Genomic DNA, 21489 nt, shown 5'->3' with positions numbered 1-21489 from the left:
TGGCATGAGTCACACCCTCGGTATCCGGCAGGCGCAGAAGCAGAAGACCCGACAGGCGCTCCTGGACGCCGCGTTGGCGCTGCTGGAGGAGCAGAGCCTGAGCAGTCTGGGCCTGCGTGAGGTCACCCGCGCCGTCGGTGTCGCCCCCACCGCCTTCTACCGGCACTTCCGTTCGACCGCGGACCTCGGGATCGCCCTGGTCGAGGAGGCGCTCGGCAGCCTGCACGCCATGATCCGCGTCATCGTGACCTCCGACGGCGATCCCGACGAACGGATCGCCCGGGCCGTCGAGTTGATCGCCGGTCATGTGGCCGCGCACCCCGCGCACGTCCGCTTCATCGCCCGCGAGCGGCACGGCGGGGTCCAGCCGGTACGGGAGGCGATCCAGGACCAGCTCGCCCGGTTCGGCGAGGAGTTGAGGCAGGAGCTCGCCAAGGACCCGCTGTCCGGGGGCTGGAGCGACGACGACCTGCTGATGCTGGCCAACCTCTACGTCGACCAGATGCTCATGACCGCCTCGCTCTTCCTGGACACGCTGGAGGAGGGCGCCGAGAGCGAGCGGGAGCGGGTCACGAGGATCGCGGTACGGCGGATGCGGCTCATCAGCATCGGCCGCCGGCACTGGCTCGGCTGAACCGCGGGAGCGCCGACTCCTCGCCGTACGCACGCACTTGGGCGGCGCCCCGGTTCCGGATGCGCCGCCCCTGTGTCACCTACGCCGCGCGCGTCAGCCCTGCTGAGCCTGCCCGCCCTGGCCGCCGCCGGGCCCGCCGCAGCCGCCCTGGCCGCCCCCGCCGGGGCCGCCGCCCGGCATCCCGGAGGGCGCCCCGGACGGCATGCCCGACGGCATCCCGCTGGGCATCCCCGAAGGACCACCGCTCGGCATCCCCGATGGCGCCCCGCTCGGCATCCCCGAAGGCCCGCCGCTCGGCATCCCGGACGGCCGTTGGCAGTTCTCGGCGGAGTCGCCCGTGCCGGAGGACGACGAGGAGTCACCGGAACCGCAGGCCGCCAGCACCGGCAGGGCCAGCACGAACAGGGCCACCGCGGGGACGAGACGCGCACGCATCATGAAGGACAGCTCCAGGAACGATGAGGGAGTGCTGAGATGCGGCACTCAACCAATCGCACTTAGGGCCCGCTTGGGGCTCGGCTGTCCTCAACCTGTCAGCAGGGCAAAGGGAGTTCCAAGTCAGCCGAGGCGGACCCGGGCCAACTGCCGGGACTGGGCGACCAGACGGTCCGCGCTGTCCCAGACCTCGGCGTCCTCCTCCAGGAAGCCGCCGGCCAGGTTGCGGGTCGTGACCGAGATCCGCAGCGGGCCCGGGGCCGGGCGGGAGCGGACGTGGACCGTCAGCTCCACGGTCGGGACCCAGCCCTTGATGCCGAGTTCGAAGGCGGTCGGCGGCAGCGCGTCCACCGCCAGGAGCAGCGAGAGGGGGTCGGCGTCCCGGCCGTCGGCGAGCCCGAACCAGGCGCGCATCTCGCCCTTGCCGGAGGGGGCGCCGAGGGCCCAGCCCAGAGTCGCGGGGTCCAGTTTGATCATCAGGCGGTCGGTGATGGCCGAGCTGCCGGGGATGGGGGCGGGGCTGTCCTGCGGGCCGAAGCACTGGCCCATCGGCGGGATCGCGGGCGGCAGGGCCGTCGTACGGACGTCGTCGGGCAGGGCGTCGAGGTCGCCGTAGGAGGCGAGGACGCGGATGCGTTCGACCTCCCGGCCCTGCTCGTCGTACTGGAGGAGCGAGGCCTGGCCGGTCGACAGGGTGCGGCCGGAGCGGAGCACGGAGGTGCGCACGACCGCCGGGCCGGGCTGGGAGGCGGTCAGGTAGTGCGCCGAGACGGTGAAGGGGTCGGCGTGCGGCAGGGCGTCCGCGAGCGCGCGACCGAGGACGGCGAGCAGATAGCCGCCGTTGACGGCGTTGATGATGGTCCAGCCGTCGGACAGGTCGATGTCGTAGACCCCGGGCTCGCGCCGGGTGAGGGCGGTGTCGCGGTCGAACTCGCTGTCACCGATCGTGGCCTGCGTGGGCGCTGCTTCTGGCATGGATGAACCGTACAACAACCACCTACTAAGCGGTAGCTTTTTTAGCCCGGCACTCCCCCGCCACCCGCGGACGAGGGACGGCTACTCCTCGCGGACCGTGGAGCGCCGGTTCCAGGCCCGCGGCGCCCGCCAGTGGTAGCGCATCGCGAGCAGCCGCAGCACGAACGCCGTGACCACCGCGATCCCGCTGGTGACCGGCGTGAGCGCGTCGTAGCGGATGCACAGGGCGGTCATCGAGGCACCGACGATGGCCGGCACGGCGTAGAGGTCGCGGTCCCAGCGGAGCAGCGAGGGCACCTCGTTGGCGAGCACGTCGCGCAGCACACCGCCGCCGACCGCGGTGGCCAGCCCCAGGGCGGCGGAGGCGGTGAGGCCGAGGCCGTAGTCGTACGCCTTGGTCGTGCCGGTGACGCAGAAGAGGCCGAGGCCGGCCGCGTCGAAGACGTTCACGCCGGTCTGGATGCGCTCCACATGCGGGTGCAGGAAGAAGACGAGGAGGGCCGCGAACATCGGGGTCACGAAGTAGCCCAGGTCGGTGAAGGCGGCGGGCGGCACGGCGCCGATGACCAGGTCCCGGAAGAGGCCGCCGCCCAGGGCGGTGACCTCGGCGAGGACGGCGATGCCGAAGACGTCGAAGTTCTTCCGGACCGCCAGCAGGGCGCCCGAGATGGCGAAGACGAAGATGCCGATCAGGTCGAGCGTGTGCTGGACGGACGGGGTGAAGAGTTGCTGGAGCACCCCGCCATTCTCACCCGAGACCAAACCCCCGCCTTGCAATGCAAGGCGGGGGCCGGGTCTCACTTGTATTACTGGTCTTACTTGTCGGTCTTGCCCGTGGCTTCCGGCTCCTCGGAGGACGTCTCGGACGACGTCTCGGCGGACGCGCCCACCGGCTCCTCGGTGGCGGAGTCAGTGGCGGAATCCGTCCCGGACTCCTCCGCGACCGCCGCGGCCACCGCCGCCGAGGTCTCCGCGGACTCCGCGAGCACCTCGTCGGCCACCAGCTCCGCGGCCTTCTTCGCGGCGCTCAGCAGGACGGTGTCCTGCGGGGCCTGGTCCTCGAAGCTCTCCGGGTGGTGGCAGGCGACCTGCTGGCCGGGGCGCAGCTCCAGGAGCGGCGGCTCGGTCGTCTTGCAGATCTCCGTGGCCTTCCAGCACCGGGTGTGGAAACGGCAGCCGGAGGGCGGCGCGATCGGCGAGGGCACGTCACCGCGGAGCAGGATGCGCTCGCTCTTGGCGCCCCGGCGCTTGGGGTCCGGCACCGGCACCGCGGACATCAGCGCCTTGGTGTACGGGTGCATGGGGGACTCGTACAGCGAGGTGCGGTCGGCGAGCTCGACGATCTTGCCGAGGTACATCACCGCGATCCGGTCCGAGACATGGCGGACGACGGACAGGTCGTGCGCGATGATCACGTACGTCAGGCCGAGCTCCTGCTGGAGGTCGTCCATCAGGTTCACGACCTGCGCCTGGATCGACACGTCCAGCGCCGAGACCGGCTCGTCCGCGACGACCAGCTTCGGCTTCAGGGCGAGCGCCCGGGCGATGCCGATGCGCTGGCGCTGACCGCCGGAGAACTCGTGCGGGTAGCGGTTGTAGTGCTCGGGGCTCAGGCCCACCAGCTCCAGCAGACGCTGGACCTCCCGCTTCACCCCGCCCTCGGGCTCCACGCCCTGGAGCCGGAAGGGCGCCGAGACGATCGAGCCGATGGTGTGCCGGGGGTTCAGGGAGCCGTACGGGTCCTGGAAGATCATCTGGATGTCCCGCCGCAGCGGACGCATCCCGGCCGGGCTCAGCCGTGTGATGTCCTTGCCCTCGAAGTGGATCGAGCCGCCCGTCGGGTCCTGGAGCCGGGTGATGACACGGCCCATCGTCGACTTGCCGCAGCCCGACTCGCCGACGACGCCCAGGGTCTCGCCCTTGCGCACCTCGAAGTCGATGCCGTCGACCGCCTTGACCGCGCCGACCTGGCGCTGGAGCACGCCCTTGCGGATCGGGAAGTGCTTCTCCAGGCCCTGGACCTTGAGGAGCACGTCACGCTCGGCGAGGGGGGCCGACGCCTGTGCCGGGACGGTCACGTCCGATTTCTTCGTCTCACTCACAGCTTCGGCGCAATCTCTTCGGTCCAGATCCGCGTGCGGTCCTCCGGCGAGAGGTGGCAGGCGGAGAAGTGTCCGGTGGCGACCTGCGCGAGCTCGGGGCGCACGGTACGGGTGACATCGCCCTTGGGGACGTCCGCGTACGGGCAGCGGGGGTGGAACGCGCAGCCCGAGGGGACGTTGATGAGGCTCGGCGGCTGGCCCTTGACCGGGATGAGCCGGTCGGAGGTCTCGCGGTCGATGCGGGGCATCGAGCCGAGCAGACCCCAGGTGTAGGGGTGCTGCGGCCGCTCGAAGATGTCCTCGACCGGGCCGCGCTCCACGCACCGGCCGCCGTACATCACGAGCACGTCGTCGGCGATCTCGGCGACGACGCCGAGGTCGTGGGTGATGATGACGACCGCGGAGCCGAACTCCTTCTGCAGGTCCCGGATCAGGTCGAGGATCTGCGCCTGGACGGTGACGTCCAGGGCGGTCGTCGGCTCGTCCGCGATGAGCAGTTCGGGGTTGTTCACCAGCGCCATGGCGATCATGGCGCGCTGGCGCATACCGCCGGAGAACTCGTGCGGGTAGCCGTCGATGCGCTTGGCGGGCTCCGGGATGCCGACGCGGTCGAGCATCTCGATGGCCCGGGTGCGCGCCACCTTCTTGCTGACGTCGTTGTGGACGCGGTACGCCTCCACGATCTGGTTGCCGATCGTGTAGTACGGGTGCATCGCGGACAGCGGGTCCTGGAAGATCATCGCCATCTCGCGGCCGCGCAGCCGGCGCACCTCGTCCGGGTCGGCGGAGATCAGTTCCTTGCCGTCGAGCCAGATCTCGCCGGACATCTGCACGTTCTTGCCGCGCGCGCCGAGCCGGTGCAGACCCATGATCGCCAGCGAGCTGACCGACTTGCCGGAGCCGGACTCGCCGACGACGGAGAGCGTCTTGCCCTTCTCCAGCTTGAAGCTGAGCCCGTCGACGGACTTGACCAGGCCGTCGTCGGTCGGGAAGTGCACCTTGAGGTCGCGGACTTCGAGGAAGGCCGTGGGCGCGTCGGAGGGGCCCTTGACGGGCTCCCCCACGGCGGCAGCGGTCTTGGACAGTTCGGTCACGAGAGCCTCACCCGCGGGTCGGCGGCGGCGTACAACAGGTCCACCAGGAAGTTTGCGAGCACGACGAAGAAGGCGGCCAGCAGGGTCACGCCGAGGATCGGCGGCAGGTCGTTGTCCCGGATGGACTGCACGGCGTACTCGCCGATGCCGTGCAGCGAGAACACGGTCTCCGTGATCACCGCGCCGCCCAGCAGCAGACCGAGGTCCATGCCGAAGACGGTGATGATCGGAGTCAGCGCGGCTCGCAGCCCGTGCTTGACCACGACGTTCCGCTCACGCAGGCCCTTGGCGCGCGCGGTGCGGATGAAGTCCTCGTTCATCGTCTCCAGCATGCCCGAGCGGGTGAGCCGGGCGTAGATGGCGGAGTACAGCAGCGCCAGCGAACACCACGCAGGGAACAGCGTGTTGGCCCACTGCGAGGGGTTCTCCATGAACGGGACGTACTCGCGGCCGAAGATCGGCCACTGGAACGTGAAGAGGAACAGCGCGAGCTGCCCGGTGAAGAACATGGGCAGGGAGACACCCGCGAGGGCGATGCCCATGAACGTGCGGTCGGCGAGCGAGCGGGGCTTCAGCGCGGAGATGACACCGGCCGTGACACCGCCCAGCAGCCACATCACGGCGGCACCGGCGGCCAGCGACAGCGTCACCGGCAGACGGTCGGTGAGCTGCGGCCACACCTCGACGTGCGTCTTGAAGGAATAGCCGAAGCACGGCGCGTTGCACTGCGCCGTGGTGGGGCCCAGGTCATAGGTGGTGCCGGAGACGATCCCCTTGATGAAGTCCCAGTACTGGACGTACACGGGCTGGTCGAGACCGAGGTTCTGCTTGACCGCTGCGATGTCGGCCTTCGTGGGGCTCTTCCCGATGTACTGCTGAGCCAGCTGGTCGGCCGTCTGGCCGGCGAGCCGGGGCAGCAGGAAGAAGATCGCGAAGGTGACCGCGGTGACGACCAGCAGCAGGATCACCGCTGCGACCGTCCGGCGGAGGATATACGAGATCACGGGGATCGGCGCTGGCGCCCGTGGGCCGCGAGGCCCACGGGCACCAATGCCTTCACCTGCCTTCCGGGGCTACTTCTTGGTCGTGCCGATGTTGAGGTAGTCGTACTGACCGCTGAAGGCCGCCGTGGAGACCAGGTTGGTGAAGCCGGCCGGGCGGTACAGCAGGACCTTGAAGTAGGTCAGCGGAACGAGGGCCGCCTCCTCCATGGTCTTCTTGTCGATCTCGGCGTAGAGGGCGTTGCGCTTGGCGGCGTCCTCGGTACCGATCGCCTCCTCCAGCATGGAGTTGACGTCCGCGTTGTTCAGCTGCGACAGGTTGGTGTTGCCGGACTCACCGATCGCGTCACCGTGCAGGATCTGCTGCAGGAAGCCGTAGCCGGACGGCCAGTCGGCACCCCACTGCATCATGTGCAGGCCGATGTTCTCCTTCTTGTTGAACTTCGGCACGCCCGCGCTGTCGGTGAAGTACTTGCCCGACGGGTACTGCTTCAGCGTGGCCTCGATGCCGGCCGACTTCAGCGAGTTGATGATCGCGGTGGCGGCGGCGATCTCCTGCGGGCGGTCGCTGCGCGCGGAGATGTTGGTCTTGATGGTGTCCTCGCCGCAGGCCTTCAGCTCTTCCTTGGCCTTGGCGGCGTCGCCCTTGCTGTCCTTGGTGGCGTAGGCGTCGGACTTCTCGTAGCCCGGGATGTCCGGCGGCAGGACGGTCGTGGCGATGTCACCGCGGATCGGGCCGCCGAGGGCGGTCTGGACCGAGACCTTGTCGACCGCGTACTGCACGGCCTTGCGGCACTCGACCTTGTCGAACGGGGCGAGCTCGGTGTTGATCGCCATGTAGACCAGACGGCCACCGTAGGTGTTGTCCGTGTTGGCCTTCAGGTCGGCGGAGTTGACGACCTTCGCCTGCGTCGCGGCCTGGACGCCACCGCCACCGAGGTCGATGGCCGTGCCGGCCATGACGTCCTGGTCGATGGTCTCGGAGTTGACCTTCAGCTTGACGACGATCTTGTCCGGGTACTGCTTGCGCAGCGGGTCGGACGCGGCGTCCCAGTTCTCGTTACGGACGAGGGTGACCTGCTTGCCCTCTTCGTAGCTCTCGAACTTGTAGGAGCCGGAGGAGACGATGTTCTTGACGTAGTCGACGCCGGTGTCCTTGGCCTTCGGGACCGGAGCCGTCTGCGGGCTGGCGACCAGGTAGTCGAACTCCTGGAAGGCCTGGTTGAGCTTGAAGACGATGGTGGTGTCGTCCGGCGTCTCGATGGACGAGATGCCCTTGTCGCTCTTGTCCTTGTAGGGGCCCTTGTACTTCTCGCCGCCCTCGAGGAACTGCTGGAAGTAGCTGGGGCCGAGGGAGAGCACGTCACGCGCGAAGTTCGAGCGCTCCACCGCGTACTTGACGTCCTTGGACGTGATCGGCGAGCCGTCCTCGTACTTGAGGCCCTCGCGCAGCTTGTACGTCCAGGTCTTGCCGCCGTCGCTGGGCTCGCCGGGGCTGGCGGCCAGGTCGGGGACGAGCTCGTTGCCGGCGTCGCCGGCGGCGGGCTTGAACGTCATCAGCGGACGGGCGTACAGACGGCTGAGGTTGAACATGTAGCCGTAGTAGGTGTTGCCCGGGTCGAAGGAGTCCGGCACGTCCGAGTACTCGTACGTGACGGTGCCCCCCTTCGCGGTGGAGGCGTTGACGACACCCTTGGTAGCCGCGTCGGCGCCGGCCGACTTGTTGCTGCCGTCGCCGTTGTCCTTGTTGTCATCGGCCTTGCTGCAGCCTGAAAGAACCAGGCTCACGGTGCCGATGGCCGCGATGGCGGCCAGCGCTGACCTTCGCATGATGGTCTGCTTCCCCTCCATAGTTGGAAACTTGATGGGCTCTTGACGCGGCCGCACGTCAGCGGCTGCGCGGGTCGAGAGCGTCACGGAGTCCGTCGCCGAGCAGGTTGAAGGCCAGGACGGTGACGAAGATGGCGAGGCCGGGCACGATCATGAACTGCGGGTCGACCTCGTAGAAGTCGACCGCCTCGTTGAGCATGCCGCCCCACGACGCCTGCGGGGGCTGGATGCCGACGCCGAGGAAGCTCAGGCTGGCCTCGAAGAGAATGTTCGTCGGGATGAGCAGCGTCGAGTAGACGATGATCGGGCCGACCAGGTTCGGCAGCAGTTCCCGGAAGAGGATGTACGGCCCCTTGGCGCCCATGCCGCGGGAGGCGTCGACGAACTCGCGCTCCCTGAGTGCCATGGTCTGGCCGCGGACGATGCGGCCCAGGTACGGCCAGTTGAAGAAGCCGATGATGAAGATCAGCACGGTGATGTGGAGCGGCAGGCCCTCCAGGCCGAACGCACCGCCCTGCAGCGTCGCCGAGATGGAGATGGCGAACAGCAGCAGCGGGAAGGCGAGGAAGGTGTCCATCAGCCGGCTGATGATCGCGTCCACGCGTCCGCCGTAGTAGCCGGCGATCACACCGAGGACGGTGCCGATGGTGTTCGACAGGATGGTCGCCCCGAACGCCACGACCAGGGAGACCCAGGAGCCTTCCAGGATGCGGGTGGCGATGTCGCGCCCGAACTTGGGCTCGACGCCCAGCGGGTGGTCCATGCTCATCCCGCCGAAGTCACCCGTCGGCAGGGAGGTGTTGGGGTCGATCAGGTCCTGGTTGAAGGCGTTGGGGTCCAGACCGAACATCGCCTGGATGGGTCGGGACAGCACCGCGAGGAGCACCAGGAGGACCACGATGACGCCGCCGACCACGGCGGCCTTGTCCTTCTTGAACCGGGTCCAGGCGATCTGTCCAAGGGAACGGCCCTCGATCTTCGCCTTGTCGGCGCCGACGAGCACAGCCTCCGGCTGCGCCTCGGCTGTCCCGGTGGTCTCGATCGGTGCGGTCACAGTGACCCGACCCCTCTCGCCGGTGGTGACCGGCCTACGCCTGCCGCTGTCAGCGGCTTTGTTTCATTCAGTGGGCCGGGCGGCGGTCGCAGATGATGCGCCCCGCTGGCCCGGCTGCAGTTCGACTCGCGTCGATCACAGGATCACTAATCCTATGTACGAATCGGGAGTCTTCAGCGTCATTGCGATCACCCGCCAGATCTGACGGCGAAAGTATGCGCAACCGTGATGCTTAAAGTGGGATTCCGTTATCCGAACGGCAGACAACGATGGGCGGACGTGGGGGAGTTATGAGATTTCGGACATTTGCCGATTTTCACCGTCATCTACGCGCGCAGAAATGTGCGGGGTGCGTGGAGACCTCAAGGTGTTCGCTTCACCGCCGACGGCTGGTTTCACACCGTCAGTAACCGCCGTGCACGGGTGGGTAGCCGTAGCCAGCGGCGGGCGCCTGGGCCGCGTGTGCCTCACGGTCGTAGAACGGCCGGGCGCTCGCCCGCATCCACAGGGCGACCGGGTCGAACTCGTCGGACATGGCCACGGTCGACACCGGCAGCCCGTCCGGGACGGCGCCGATGGACTGCTGCATCATCGCGCGTACCGAGTCCACGGCCTGCGGGCTGGTGTCGTACACCTCCAGGCCGATGGCGAGATACGGCGCCCCGAGCGCCGGCTGCACCCAGGCGCGGCGCAGGGCGCGCACGGCGGGGGTGCGGTGGGCGTTCTGCGCGAGCAGGGCGTAGAAGTGCGGGATCTCGATGCCGGGCTCCGAGAGGCGGAGCGGGCCGGCGGGCTGGCGGTCGAGGCCGGTGGCGATCCGGCGCAGATCCAGCCACGGGATGCCGACGCCGCCGCCTTGGGCGTGCGGGTTCAGCCAGAGGCCGAAGTGGTCGGGGTAGAGGGTGCGGGCGACGTCGAGTCCGTCGACGACCTCGTAACTGCGGTTCCAGCCACTGGCCGACAGCTCCTGCGCGGAGGTGACACAGGGGGCGTAGCCGTGGCCGTCGACCTCCATGTTCCCGTACTGGGCGTCGGGGGAGCCGGACTGGCCGTGCCAGAGCAGCATCCAGATCTGACCGGAGTGAGGGGTCGCGAGCGCGCGCAGGAGCGCCTCGTAGGCGTCGTACCGCCCGGGCGTGACCTGGCGCAGCATGTGCTCGACCTGCCCGGCCGCGATGCCGCTGGCGCTCACCTGTACCGCCCCTTCATTTTTCTCCGACCGAGCCGTTGGCCTAGCTTAAGCCCGCCTACGGGGGTGGGAGTTGCTCCGGTGCCGCGTCCGCGGCTTCGCGCCCGCGCGGCACAGCCGCACATCGACGCGGCCCCGCGCCCCTTCCAGGGCGGCTCCGCTAGCCCCGTGTGTAGAAGGGGCGGACGTTCTCGCGCATCCAGATCGACACCGGGTCCTGGGCCGCCATGTCCAGCAGGATGAGGTTGACCTGCCAGTTCGTGGGGACCCTGCCCAGGGCTCGACCGAGGGCGTCCATGGGGGCCGTGCGCAGGTCGCCCTCCCAGTCGGAGAGTTCCACGCCCACGAACATCACCGGATCCGCCGTCTCGACGGCGGCGAGGCAGCGGCGGGCGGTGGTGACCACACCGGTCGCCGAGAACTCCGCCGAGGCCGCGGCGAGGAAGTCGACGGGATCGTCCTGCCAGTCCGGTTCGTAGAGCTTGACCCGCCCGCCGCTCGCGGGACCGTCCAGGGGCGTACGGCCCACCCGGCACAGCTCCGCCACCGCCGGGGGCGGCAGGGGGATGCCGACCACGCCGTCCGGATTGAGGGCGATGCCCACCTGCGGGGGCAGGCCCCGCGCGAACTCCACCGCCGGGGCGATCGTGAACGACATGTGGGAGCCGACGACCTGGCGGAACTGCTGCTCGGAGCTGAAGACCGGCACGAACGCCTGGCCCTGGATCTCCAGTGTGGGCAGGTCCAGCGGGCCGCTGTCCGGCCCGCCCCCCGAGGGCAGCGGGACCCAGAGGTAGCTGCGCCCGAGGACCTCGATGATCCGGCCGCCCGCCGAGGGCACGCCGAGGGAGGCGGAGAGCACCTCCTCCAGCTCGTTGCCGGGCCATCCGCCGTGCGGATGGGGGTGCGCCTGTGCCGGGAAGTCCGCGGGGAGATCCGCCGGGAAGTCCATCTCTTCGACCGCCTGCCGTGAACCGCTGTTGTGGCTCAAAAGGCTAGCGCCTGCCGGGCGCCCCCGGATCAGCCCGTGAACGCGATCCGCCGCAGCGCGCTCGCCGCCTCCCGGTCGACCAGCACCGCCGACCCGCACCCCGGGGGCAGTTCGCCCTCCTCCACCGCGCGCAGCATCCGCCCCGCCGCCGAGCGGTGCCGCAGGAAGGCGTACCGCGAGACGCCGCGTCCGCGCTCGCGCTGGCCCTGGAGCGCCTGGTCGGGGGTGACGTCGAGGAGCAGCAGGTGCAGGGTGCCGCCGCGGCGCCGGGCCTCGCGGGCGAGCCAGCCGCGCACCCAGGCCTGGGTGCCGCAGTCGTGCACGACGACGCCCTCGCCGGAGCGCAGGGCGCGCCAGAGGCCGGCGTAGTGGGCGAGGCGGACGAGGGGGCGGTAGACGGCGTAGGGCAGGCGGGCGGGCATCCGGGCGTCCCAGCGGTCGCGGGTGTCCTGGGAGTCGATCCGCGGGCCCTTCACGGTGCGCCGCATCAGGGTGGACTTGCCGCTGCCGGGCAGGCCGGTGATCACCACGAGGTCCTTGGGGCCGAAGAGCAGGGCGTGCGGGCTGCGGCCCGCCCGCTCCCGCAGGTCGCGGACGACGCGGGCGGGGACCGCGCCGCGGGCCTCGGCGGACGGGGCCGCGGTCTGCTCGGGCAGTGCGATGCCCGAGGTCGTCGCACAGGCCGTGGTCCTGTTCACCGTCATCGTCCTCCTCCGGGGTCGGGAGCCCCCTTCCCATCGAACGTAAAGAGAAGGTAATGGGCGATCTTCAGCGATTTCGTGTGCGTACCGCCACAAGCCGGTTACAGATGCGGCCTGCCCCGATACCCCTCGGCCATGCAATGATGTCCGCGCCAACTGCATACCGGCCGTTCGAATCCGCGCGGGAGAGTTCCCAGCCTTCTGCTGGGACGCCGAAGGAGCAAGTCCCTCCCTTGAATCTCTCAGGCCCCCTTACCGCGCGGGCGAGGCACATCTGAAAAGCGGGCCCCTCAAGCGGTGGCCCCACCCAAGGTGCAAGCCATGTCCAGACGGTCATGGCGAACCTCTCAGGTTCCGATGACAGATGGGGAGGAAAGACCTCGCCCTCGCCTGTCATGCCCTGGGAGACGACCGACCGATGAGCAGTACCGAACCCCGCCGTACCGCCCTCGACGCCCTGCACCGCTCGCTCGGCGCGACGATGACCGACTTCGCCGGCTGGGACATGCCGCTGCGCTACGGCTCCGAGCGCGACGAGCACAACGCCGTGCGCACGCGGGCCGGCCTGTTCGACCTCTCCCACATGGGTGAGATCACCGTGACCGGCCCGCAGGCCGCCGAACTGCTGAACTTCGCGCTGGTCGGCAACATCGCCACCATCGGCACCGGCCGCGCCCGCTACACCATGATCTGCCAGGCCGACGGCGGCATCCTGGACGACCTGATCGTCTACCGGCTGGCCGGGACCGAGGCCGGTTCCCCCACCTACATGGTCGTCGCCAACGCCTCCAACGCCCAGGTCGTCCTGGACGCGCTGGTGGACCGTGCCGCCGGTTTCGACGCCGAGGTCCGCGACGACCGGGACGCCTACGCGCTGCTCGCCGTCCAGGGCCCCGAGTCCCCCGGCATCCTGAAGTCGCTCACCGACGCCGACCTCGACGGCCTGAAGTACTACGCCGGGCTCCCCGGCGAGGTCGCGGGCGTCCCGGCGCTGATCGCCCGCACCGGCTACACCGGCGAGGACGGCTTCGAGCTGTTCGTGAAGCCCGAGCACGCCGTCGAGCTGTGGCAGGCGCTGACCGAGGCGGGCGCGGGCGCCGGCCTGGTCCCCTGCGGCCTGTCCTGCCGGGACACGCTGCGCCTGGAGGCGGGCATGCCGCTGTACGGGCACGAGCTGACGACCTCGCTGACGCCGTTCGACGCCGGGCTCGGCCGGGTGGTCAAGTTCGAGAAGGAGGGCGACTTCGTCGGGCGCGAGGCGCTCACCGAGGCCGCCGCGAAGGCCGAGCAGAACCCGCCGCGGGTCCTGGTCGGGCTGATCGCCGAGGGCCGCCGGGTCCCGCGCGCCGGGTACCAGGTCGTCGCCGACGGCCGGGTCGTCGGCGAGATCACCTCCGGCGCCCCCTCCCCCACCCTGGGCAGGCCGATCGCCATGGCCTACGTCGACGCCGCGCACGCCGCGCCGGGCACCGCCGGGGTCGGCGTGGACATCCGGGGCAGCCACGAGCCGTACGAAGTCGTGGCGCTGCCGTTCTACAAGCGCAAGAAGTAGTAGCCGTAGGTGATGCTGAGCACATCACCGCTGCTCACGCACGCCCACGGCGGTCCCCCCTTCATCAGCACCTCCCCGCGTACAGGAGAATTCAGGCCATGAGCAACCCCCAGCAGCTGCGGTACAGCAAGGAGCACGAGTGGCTGTCGGTCGCCGAGGACGGCGTCTCGACGATCGGCATCACGGAGTTCGCGGCCAACGCGCTCGGTGACGTCGTCTACGCCCAGCTCCCCGAGGCCGGCTCCACGGTGATCGCGGGCGAGTCCTGCGGCGAACTGGAGTCCACCAAGTCGGTCAGCGACCTGTACTCCCCGGTCTCGGGCGAGGTCACCGAGATCAACGAGGACGTGGTGAACGACCCGTCGCTGGTGAACTCGGAGCCCTTCGAGGGCGGCTGGCTGTTCAAGGTCCGCGTCGCGGAGGAGCCGGCCGACCTGCTCTCCGCCGACGAGTACACCGCTTTTTCCGCCGGCTGAGGAGTCGTAGACGCATGTCCGTCCTGAACACGTCCCTGCACGAGCTCGACCCGGACGTCGCCGCCGCGGTCGACGCCGAGCTGCACCGCCAGCAGTCCACGCTGGAGATGATCGCCTCCGAGAACTTCGCCCCGGTCGCGGTCATGGAGGCGCAGGGCTCGGTCCTCACCAACAAGTACGCCGAGGGCTACCCCGGCCGCCGCTACTACGGCGGCTGCGAGCACGTCGACGTCGCCGAGCAGATCGCCATCGACCGGGTCAAGGAGCTGTTCGGCGCCGAGTACGCCAACGTCCAGCCGCACTCGGGTGCCTCCGCCAACCAGGCCGCGCTCTTCGCGCTGGCCAAGCCGGGCGACACGATCCTCGGCCTGGACCTGGCGCACGGCGGTCACCTGACCCACGGGATGCGCCTGAACTTCTCCGGCAAGCAGTTCGACGTGGTCGCCTACCACGTCGACGAGGCCGGTCTGGTCGACATGGCCGAGGTCGAGCGCCTCGCCAAGGAGCACCGCCCGAAGGTGATCATCGCCGGCTGGTCGGCGTACCCGCGGCAGCTGGACTTCGCGGAGTTCCGCCGGATCGCCGACGAGGTCGAGGCGTACCTGTGGGTCGACATGGCCCACTTCGCCGGTCTGGTCGCGGCGGGGCTGCACCCGAACCCGGTGCCCTACGCCGACGTGGTCACCTCCACCACCCACAAGACCCTCGGCGGCCCGCGCGGCGGCATCATCCTCGCCAAGCAGGAGTTCGCGAAGAAGCTGAACTCCTCGGTCTTCCCGGGCTTCCAGGGCGGTCCCCTGGAGCACGTGATCGCGGCCAAGGCGGTCTCCTTCAAGGTCGCCGCCTCGGAGGAGTTCAAGGAGCGCCAGCGGCGTACCGTGGACGGTGCGCGCATCCTCGCCGAGCGGCTGACGGCGGACGACGCCCGCGAGGCCGGGGTGAACGTCCTGTCCGGCGGCACGGACGTCCACCTGCTCCTCGTCGACCTGCGCGAGTCGGAGCTGGACGGCCAGCAGGCCGAGGACCGCCTCCACGAGGTCGGTATCACGGTCAACCGCAACGCCGTCCCGAACGACCCGCGTCCGCCGATGGTGACGTCCGGTCTGCGGATCGGCACGCCCGCCCTGGCCACCCGAGGCTTCCAGGCCGAGGACTTCGCCGAGGTCGCGGACGTGATCGCCGAGGCGCTGAAGCCGTCGTACGACGTGGCGTCCCTGAAGGCCCGGGTCAAGGCCCTGGCCGACAAGCACCCGCTGTACCCCGGTCTGGGCAAGTAGTAGTTCCCTGGTGGGGGCGCCCAAGGATGTGTGCCCCCACCCTTTTTTGAGGAGTTCCCGTGGCCATCTCGGTCTTCGACCTGTTCTCGATCGGCATCGGCCCGTCGAGCTCCCACACGGTCGGCCCGATGCGTGCGGCCCGTATGTTCGCCCGCCGACTGCGCAACGAGGGTCTGCTGCCCTCCGTCGCCTCGGTCCGCTCCGAGCTGTACGGCTCGCTGGGCGCGACCGGACACGGCCACGGCACACCGAAGGCGGTGCTGCTGGGCCTGGAGGGCTCCTCACCGCGCACGGTGGACGTGGAGACGGCGGACGAGCGGGTCGAGTCGATCAGGTCGTCCGGCAGGCTCGTGCTGCTGGGCGAGCACGAGATCCCGTTCTCCTTCGACGACGATCTGGTCCTGCACCGGCGCGAGACGCTGCCGTACCACGCCAACGGCATGACGATATGGGCGTTCGACGCCTCGGGGGCCGAGCTCCTGTCGAAGACGTACTACTCCGTCGGCGGCGGGTTCGTCGTGGACGAGGACGCGGTCGGCGCGGACCGCATCAAGCTCGACGACACGGTGCTGAAGTACCCCTTCCGCACCGGTGACGAGCTGCTTCGGCTGACGAAGGAGACGGGTCTTTCGATCTCGTCCCTGATGCTGGAGAACGAGCGGGCCTGGCGGACCGAGGAGGAGATCCGGGCCGGTCTGCTGGAGATCTGGCAGGTCATGCGGGCCTGCGTCTCGCGCGGCATGTCCCGCGAGGGCATCCTGCCGGGCGGGCTGCGGGTGCGGCGCAGGGCCGCGATGTCGGCGCGCCAGCTGCGGGCCGAGGGCGATCCGCTCGCGCACGCCATGGAGTGGATCACGCTCTACGCGATGGCGGTCAACGAGGAGAACGCGGCGGGCGGCCGCGTGGTGACCGCGCCGACGAACGGCGCGGCGGGCATCATCCCGGCGGTGCTGCACTACTACATCGACTTCGTGCCGGGCGCCGACGAGGACGGTGTGGTCCGCTTCCTCCTCGCCGCGGGCGCGATCGGCATGCTCTTCAAGGAGAACGCCTCCATCTCCGGCGCCGAGGTCGGCTGCCAGGGCGAGGTGGGCTCGGCGTGCTCGATGGCGGCGGGCGCACTGGCGGAGGTGCTCGGCGGCTCGCCGGAACAGGTGGAGAACGCGGCCGAGATCGGCATGGAGCACAACCTCGGCCTGACCTGCGACCCGGTCGGCGGCCTCGTCCAGATCCCGTGCATCGAGCGCAACGGCATGGCCGCGGTGAAGGCGGTCACCGCGGCGAAGATGTCGATGCGCGGCGACGGCTCGCACATGGTCTCCCTGGACAAGGTCATCAAGACGATGAAGGAGACCGGCGCCGACATGAGCGTCAAGTACAAGGAGACCGCGCGGGGCGGGCTGGCGGTCAACATCATCGAGTGCTGACGTATCGGCCGCGCGGCACCGGGTAATGAACAACTCCCGTCCCCCCACACACGGATCAGGGAGTCCCCCACGATGCTGCGCGGCATTGACGTGAGCGCCTACCAGCCCTCGGCGTACGAGACCGACGGTCTCTCCTTCGTCTTCGTCAAGGCGACGGAGGGCCGTTCGTACGTCAACCCCAAGCTCTCCGCACAGACCGCACGGGCCCGCGAGGCCCACCTGGTCGTCGGCTTCTACCACTTCCTGTGGCCGGGCAATCTCACCGCCCAGGCGGAGTATTTCGTCCGGCACGCGCCCGAGAAGGCGGGCGACATCCTCGCGGTCGACTGGGAGTCGACGAGCGAGGGCACCCACGCGAGCAACGCCGAGAAGGACCGCTTCATCCGCAAGGTGAAGGAGCTGCGGCCGAACCACCGGGTCGTCCTCTACTGCAACCGCGACTACTGGCTCAACGTCGACACCACGTCCTACGCCGGCGACGGCCTGTGGATCGCCGACTACGTCCCGGCGGGCGAGCCCCGTATCCGGGCGAAGTGGCGCTTCCACCAGTACACCGACGACCCGCTGGACCGCAACGTCGCCGACTTCGGGAGCAGGGCCGCCCTGCGCGCCTGGGCGCGCAAGGACTGACCGGCCCCGGCAACAGCGAGAGGGGCGCCCGTCCGCGGTGGACGGGCGCCCCTCTCGCGCGGGCGTCACTTGCCCAGGTGGGCCCAGAACTCGTCGAAGGACAGCACCTTGTCGCCGTTGAGGTCACGGGACTTGATGATGGCCTCGGCGACCGTCTCGGTGACGTTCCAGTCGCCGCCCTGGGCGAGCGCCGTCTTGAACTCGGCGGCGGTGATGTACCCGTCGCCGTCCGTGTCGATCCGCTCGAACTGCTTGCGTGCCTCGTCGATGTCGGCCACCGATCCGCCCCTTTTCTCACACCACTGGTCGTACTGTCGCAGGTCAGATTAACCGGCCGTCCGAGCAGCCGGTGCGGCGACCACCCTCGCCGGTGCCGGGTGGACGAAATGACGAAATCCCGAGGAGTGACGCGGTGGAGACCTTGCGGGACATTCTGGACGCGGCCGGGCGGGGCGCCTTCCCGCGCCCCGACGGCGGCACCACGGTTGTGGGACAGCCCGCCGCCCGGGACGCCGGGGTCTTCGCGTTCACCGCGCACTCCGTGATCGCCCTCGACGAGGATCCCGAGTGGGTGCGCGCCGCTCTGGCCGCGACCGGGTGCGACGCCCTCGCCGCCCCCATGAACCCCCGCTTCCTGACGGCGCTGATGGACCGCACGGGCCGACGCTGCGACACCGTCGACGTGATGCTGACCGGCGCCCCGCTCCCCGGTGGTCCGGGGCCGGACCTGCGGGAGATCCACGACCCGGCGCATCCGCGGGTGGTGAGTTCGCGGGCCCGGCGCGACGAGGTGCGGGTGTGGACCGTGGACGGCGCCGTGCTGGTGCTGGGACGCGGGGTCGCCGGGCGGCTGGAGGTCGCGGTCGAGGTGCCCGAGGAGGTACGGCAGCGGGGGCTGGGCCGGGAACTGCTGCGCGCGGCGCGGCGGTTGTCGGGGGGCGAGCCGGTATGGGCGCAGGTCTCTCCGGGCAACGCGCGCAGTCTGCGGGCGTTCGAGGCGGCCGGATACCGGGCGGTGGGCTCGGAGTTGCTGCTCAGACGCTGAGCGGTCGGCGGGGTGTCACGGCGCTCAGCGGTCCGCGACCCTCATCTCGAACCAGGTGGTCTTGCCCCGGGGCAGCAGGTCGACGCCCCAGCGGTCGGCCAGTTTGTCCACCAGGAACAGGCCCCGGCCGCTGACGTCCGTCTCCTGGACCGGCATCAGACACGGCAGGCCCCTGGACGGGTCGCGGACCTCGACGCGGATCCAGCCCCGGCGGCGGCGCATCCGCAGACCGAAGACCCTGGCGCCGGTGTGGCGCACGGCGTTGCCGACGAGTTCGGAGACGAGTAAGACCGCGTCCTCGGTCAGTTTCGGGCTCAGTCCCCACTGGCGCAGGATCACCACCTGGGCCAGTCGTCGGGCCGTGGCGGCGGACTCGGGGCGGGACGGGAGCGGGACCTCGTTCTCCGTGGGATTGCCGAACAACTCCAGTGCTCTCAGCGCGTGTTCGTCCTCGACCGCCGGCGACCAGCGCGCCGCGGCCGCACGGCTGTGTCCCCGCGGCTGTTCGATGCCTTCCAGCCCCGCCATGCCCCCATCATGGCCGTCCACCGCGCGCTCCGGGGCCGTTCCGGTGGAATACGCCCCCCGGAATCCATCATTCCGCGAGCGTCGATCGGCATATGCCGCAGGCAGTTCGGAGCTCGGCGCAGCCCGTCCTACCTGCGATGGAGGCTCTATTGAGGGCAAGCGACGGGCCTCCTCGACAAGACAGGCTTAAGGCTGCGTTAAGGCTGCCATAAACCGTCCCATCGAGGGACCCGGATCAGACATCGCGTCAATTGCAAGAGGCTCGGGGCGATTCGGGGCGGCGAATCAGAGGAACTTCGCCTTGCCCGGACCCTCCTCGACGAAGCTGCGCATCCCGGTCTCGCGGTCCGCCGTGGCGAACAGACCGGCGAACCAGTTCCGTTCGATGGCGAGGCCGGTGTCGATGTCCGTCTCCAGACCGGCGTCGACCGACTCCTTCGCGGCGCGCAGCGCGAGGGCCGGACCCTGCGCGAGCTTCGCGGCCCAGGCGTGCGCGGCGGTGTACACCTCGTCGGCCGGGACCACCCGGTCCACCAGGCCCAGCGTCAGCGCCTCGTCCGCCCTGACCATCCGGCCGGTGAAGATCAGGTCCTTGGCCCGGGACGGCCCGACCAGCCGGGACAGCCGCTGGGTGCCGCCTGCGCCCGGGATCAGACCGAGCAGGATCTCCGGCTGGCCCAGCTTGGCGTTCTCCGCGGCGATCCGGAAGTCCGCGCACAGCGCCAGCTCGCAGCCGCCGCCGAGGGCGTAGCCGGTCACCGCCGCGACCACGGGCTTGGGAATCCGGGCCACGGCGGTGAAGGAGTCCTGCAGGGCGCGGGAGCGCACGACCATGGCCGCGTGGTCCATGGCCTGCATCTCCTTGATGTCCGCGCCGGCCGCGAACACCTTCTCGCCGCCGTAGATCACCACGGCGCGCACGTCGTCGCGGCGGGTGGCCTCCTCGGCGAGTTCCTTGAGGCGGTCCTGGGTGGCGATGTCCAGCGCGTTCATCGGGGGGCGGTCCAGGCGGAGCGTGCCCACGCCCTCGGCGACTTCGAGATTCACGGTCATGCCCCGCAGGTTAACGCCGGCTAACGCCCTCGCAGAAGGGCGGCCCCCGCTACTTGGTCCACTCCGCCCAGGACATGTTCCAGCCGTTCAGGCCGTTGTCCGGGGCGACCTGCTTGTCGGCGGAGTTCTTCACGACCACCACGTCGCCGATCATGGAGTTCTTGAAGAACCAGGCGGCCGGGGTGGAGCCGTCCCAGGCGCCCTTGACGTCGCGCAGGCCCACGCAGCCGTGGCTGGCGTTGTAGTTGCCGAAGGCGTCGCCGCCCCAGTAGTTGCCGTGGATGAAGGTGCCGGACTGGGTCAGGCGCATGGCGTGCGGGACGTCGTCGATGTCGTACTCGCCGTCGTAGCCGACCGTGTCGCCGTTCATCCGGGTCTGGACGAACTTCTCGGTGATGACCATCTGGCCGTTCCAGGTGTCGTACCCGGGCTTGCCGGTGGTGACCGGGAGGGTCTTGACGACCTTGCCGTCCTGCATGATCTTCATCTTCTTGGTCTTCACGTCGACGACGGAGACCTGGTCGCGGCCGATGGTGAAGGAGACGGTCTTCTTCTGCTCGCCGTAGACGCCGTCGCGGCCCTCGACGCCGTCGAGGTTGAGCTCGACGGTGACCTCGGTGCCCTCCTTCCAGTACTCCTCGGGGCGGAAGTCCAGGCGGTCGTTGCCGAACCAGTGGCCCTCGACGTCGACGGCGGGCTCGGTCTTGATCGTGACGGCCTTCTCGACGTCGTCCGGGTTGGTGATGCCGCGGTCGAAGCGGAGCGAGAAGGGCATTCCGACGCCGACCTTCGAACCGTCCTCGGGGGTGAAGTGCCCGGTGAAGAAGTTCTGCGGCGTCAGGGTGGTGAAGCTGGAGTCCTCGGTGGCCGCGCGCCCCTCGGAGTCCTTGGCGACCGCGCGCACCGTGTACTCGGTGGAGGCGGACAGATGGGTGGACGGCGTCCAGGACGCGCCCCCGTCGGTGATCTTCCCGGGTATCTCGCGGCCCTTGCCGTCCTTGACGACGACCTCGGACAGCTTGCCCTTCTCGGCGCCGATCTTCAGGGCGCCACTGGTGCTGACGGACTTCGCGCCGTCCTTCGGGGCTATGGAGACCACGGCCTCGGACCGCGTGCTCCCGGGCTTGGCGGAGCCCTTTGCGGCCCCGCCCTTGGGGTCCTCGGAGCCGGAGCCCGAGTCCGAGCCGCCACCGCACGCAGCGGTGGCCAGCAGTACTCCGCCGGCCAGTACCGCCATCAGCCTGCGCCGCCCGCGCACCCCCGCGCGTGCGTCAACCGACGCCCCCGATATCGGTCGCACGTTCAAGTCCTTCTTCTCCCCTCGCCGGGCCTGGCCGGGCCCCGCCCCCGCGCGTCAGATGCGCGCACTCGGCGCATATTAACCACAAGGTCATCCGGCACGGCGCCCTGCGTTTGTCACCGTTCCGTACCGAGTTCACCGAGGGGTTTACGGGCGGACCGCGGCAAGGGAGCGCGCCGAGCGGTCCGCCCGTCC

General features: G+C 69.9%; 22 protein-coding genes and 2 riboswitches. Of the genes, 7 read left to right on the top strand and 15 right to left on the bottom strand.

What is annotated here, in order from left to right; genetic code table 11:
- The first annotated feature begins 4 nt into the window (after positions 1-4).
- Positions 5-634: a TetR family transcriptional regulator gene (locus ABT296_RS10085; RefSeq protein ID WP_351925274.1), complete on the top strand. Its 630-nt coding sequence runs from the start codon at positions 5-7 to the stop codon at positions 632-634.
- A 93-nt stretch (positions 635-727) separates the two neighbouring features.
- Here the strand turns inward: ABT296_RS10085 and ABT296_RS10080 are convergent, their stop codons facing one another.
- From ABT296_RS10080 to ABT296_RS10030, 11 genes are all read right to left on the bottom strand, one after another.
- On the bottom strand, positions 728-1117 hold the full coding sequence (locus tag ABT296_RS10080) for a hypothetical protein (RefSeq protein ID WP_351925272.1): 390 nt from the start codon (positions 1115-1117) through the stop codon (positions 728-730).
- A 75-nt stretch (positions 1118-1192) separates the two neighbouring features.
- Positions 1193-2044, bottom strand: coding sequence for a thioesterase family protein (locus ABT296_RS10075; protein WP_351925270.1), 852 nt, complete (start codon positions 2042-2044; stop codon positions 1193-1195).
- Positions 2045-2125: 81 nt separating this feature from the next.
- A complete protein-coding gene (locus tag ABT296_RS10070; protein WP_351925268.1) occupies positions 2126-2782 on the bottom strand; it encodes a trimeric intracellular cation channel family protein in 657 nt (218 codons plus the stop codon).
- 77 nt (positions 2783-2859) lie between these two features.
- Complete coding sequence (locus ABT296_RS10065; protein WP_351925267.1) at positions 2860-4146, bottom strand: ABC transporter ATP-binding protein; 1287 nt, start codon at positions 4144-4146, stop codon at positions 2860-2862.
- Positions 4143-5240: an ABC transporter ATP-binding protein gene (locus tag ABT296_RS10060; protein ID WP_351925265.1), complete on the bottom strand. Its 1098-nt coding sequence runs from the start codon at positions 5238-5240 to the stop codon at positions 4143-4145. The genes ABT296_RS10065 and ABT296_RS10060 overlap by 4 nt, the downstream gene beginning before the upstream one ends.
- The gene (locus ABT296_RS10055) at positions 5237-6244 is read right to left on the bottom strand and encodes an ABC transporter permease (protein WP_351925263.1); all 1008 of its coding nucleotides are present in this window, start codon (positions 6242-6244) and stop codon (positions 5237-5239) included. The genes ABT296_RS10060 and ABT296_RS10055 overlap by 4 nt, the downstream gene beginning before the upstream one ends.
- Positions 6245-6313: 69 nt before the next feature.
- Positions 6314-8071 (bottom strand): ABC transporter substrate-binding protein, encoded by a 1758-nt coding sequence (locus tag ABT296_RS10050; RefSeq protein ID WP_502977218.1) that lies wholly within the window; start codon positions 8069-8071, stop codon positions 6314-6316.
- A gap of 58 nt (positions 8072-8129) precedes the next feature.
- Positions 8130-9125, bottom strand: a complete 996-nt coding sequence (locus ABT296_RS10045) for an ABC transporter permease (RefSeq protein ID WP_351925259.1) — start codon at positions 9123-9125, stop codon at positions 8130-8132.
- A 403-nt stretch (positions 9126-9528) separates the two neighbouring features.
- Entirely contained in the window at positions 9529-10317 is a 789-nt protein-coding gene (locus ABT296_RS10040; protein WP_351925257.1) for an enhanced serine sensitivity protein SseB C-terminal domain-containing protein, read from the bottom strand.
- A 157-nt stretch (positions 10318-10474) separates the two neighbouring features.
- Positions 10475-11266: an enhanced serine sensitivity protein SseB gene (locus tag ABT296_RS10035; RefSeq protein ID WP_351925650.1), complete on the bottom strand. Its 792-nt coding sequence runs from the start codon at positions 11264-11266 to the stop codon at positions 10475-10477.
- Between the two features lie 68 nt (positions 11267-11334).
- Positions 11335-12009, bottom strand: a complete 675-nt coding sequence (locus ABT296_RS10030; RefSeq protein WP_351925255.1) for an AAA family ATPase — start codon at positions 12007-12009, stop codon at positions 11335-11337.
- 169 nt (positions 12010-12178) lie between these two features.
- Positions 12179-12274, top strand: a riboswitch (glycine riboswitch).
- A riboswitch (glycine riboswitch) is annotated at positions 12275-12380 on the top strand.
- A 44-nt stretch (positions 12381-12424) separates the two neighbouring features.
- Here ABT296_RS10030 and gcvT point away from each other — a divergent pair.
- The 5 genes from gcvT to ABT296_RS10005 all read left to right on the top strand — a co-directional run bounded on the left by gcvT (position 12425) and on the right by ABT296_RS10005 (position 17368).
- A complete protein-coding gene (gene gcvT, locus ABT296_RS10025; RefSeq protein ID WP_351925253.1) occupies positions 12425-13558 on the top strand; it encodes a glycine cleavage system aminomethyltransferase GcvT in 1134 nt (377 codons plus the stop codon).
- A gap of 98 nt (positions 13559-13656) precedes the next feature.
- On the top strand, positions 13657-14034 hold the full coding sequence (gene gcvH / locus ABT296_RS10020) for a glycine cleavage system protein GcvH (RefSeq protein WP_351925251.1): 378 nt from the start codon (positions 13657-13659) through the stop codon (positions 14032-14034).
- 14 nt (positions 14035-14048) lie between these two features.
- On the top strand, positions 14049-15311 hold the full coding sequence (gene glyA, locus ABT296_RS10015; protein WP_351925249.1) for a serine hydroxymethyltransferase: 1263 nt from the start codon (positions 14049-14051) through the stop codon (positions 15309-15311).
- 59 nt (positions 15312-15370) lie between these two features.
- Positions 15371-16738, top strand: coding sequence for an L-serine ammonia-lyase (locus ABT296_RS10010; protein WP_351925247.1), 1368 nt, complete (start codon positions 15371-15373; stop codon positions 16736-16738).
- A 72-nt stretch (positions 16739-16810) separates the two neighbouring features.
- Positions 16811-17368, top strand: coding sequence for a glycoside hydrolase family 25 protein (locus ABT296_RS10005; protein WP_351925245.1), 558 nt, complete (start codon positions 16811-16813; stop codon positions 17366-17368).
- Positions 17369-17433: 65 nt separating this feature from the next.
- Here ABT296_RS10005 and ABT296_RS10000 read toward each other — a convergent pair whose 3' ends face one another.
- Positions 17434-17646: an EF-hand domain-containing protein gene (locus tag ABT296_RS10000; protein WP_351925243.1), complete on the bottom strand. Its 213-nt coding sequence runs from the start codon at positions 17644-17646 to the stop codon at positions 17434-17436.
- Positions 17647-17780: 134 nt separating this feature from the next.
- Here ABT296_RS10000 and ABT296_RS09995 point away from each other — a divergent pair, with 134 nt between their 5' ends.
- The gene (locus ABT296_RS09995) at positions 17781-18413 is read left to right on the top strand and encodes an N-acetyltransferase (protein ID WP_351925241.1); all 633 of its coding nucleotides are present in this window, start codon (positions 17781-17783) and stop codon (positions 18411-18413) included.
- Between the two features lie 24 nt (positions 18414-18437).
- Here ABT296_RS09995 and ABT296_RS09990 read toward each other — a convergent pair whose 3' ends face one another.
- The 3 genes from ABT296_RS09990 to ABT296_RS09980 form a co-directional block, all read right to left on the bottom strand.
- On the bottom strand, positions 18438-18941 hold the full coding sequence (locus ABT296_RS09990; RefSeq protein ID WP_351925239.1) for an ATP-binding protein: 504 nt from the start codon (positions 18939-18941) through the stop codon (positions 18438-18440).
- Between the two features lie 285 nt (positions 18942-19226).
- A complete protein-coding gene (locus tag ABT296_RS09985) occupies positions 19227-19994 on the bottom strand; it encodes an enoyl-CoA hydratase/isomerase family protein (protein ID WP_351925237.1) in 768 nt (255 codons plus the stop codon).
- A gap of 49 nt (positions 19995-20043) precedes the next feature.
- The gene (locus ABT296_RS09980) at positions 20044-21300 is read right to left on the bottom strand and encodes a L,D-transpeptidase (RefSeq protein ID WP_351925235.1); all 1257 of its coding nucleotides are present in this window, start codon (positions 21298-21300) and stop codon (positions 20044-20046) included.
- Between the last annotated feature and the right edge of the window lie 189 nt (positions 21301-21489).

The sequence above is a fragment of the Streptomyces sp. NPDC000983 genome (assembly GCF_040299205.1).
Taxonomy (GTDB): Bacteria; Actinomycetota; Actinomycetes; order Streptomycetales; family Streptomycetaceae; genus Streptomyces.
This window is presented reverse-complemented; position numbering and strand designations above follow the sequence as displayed.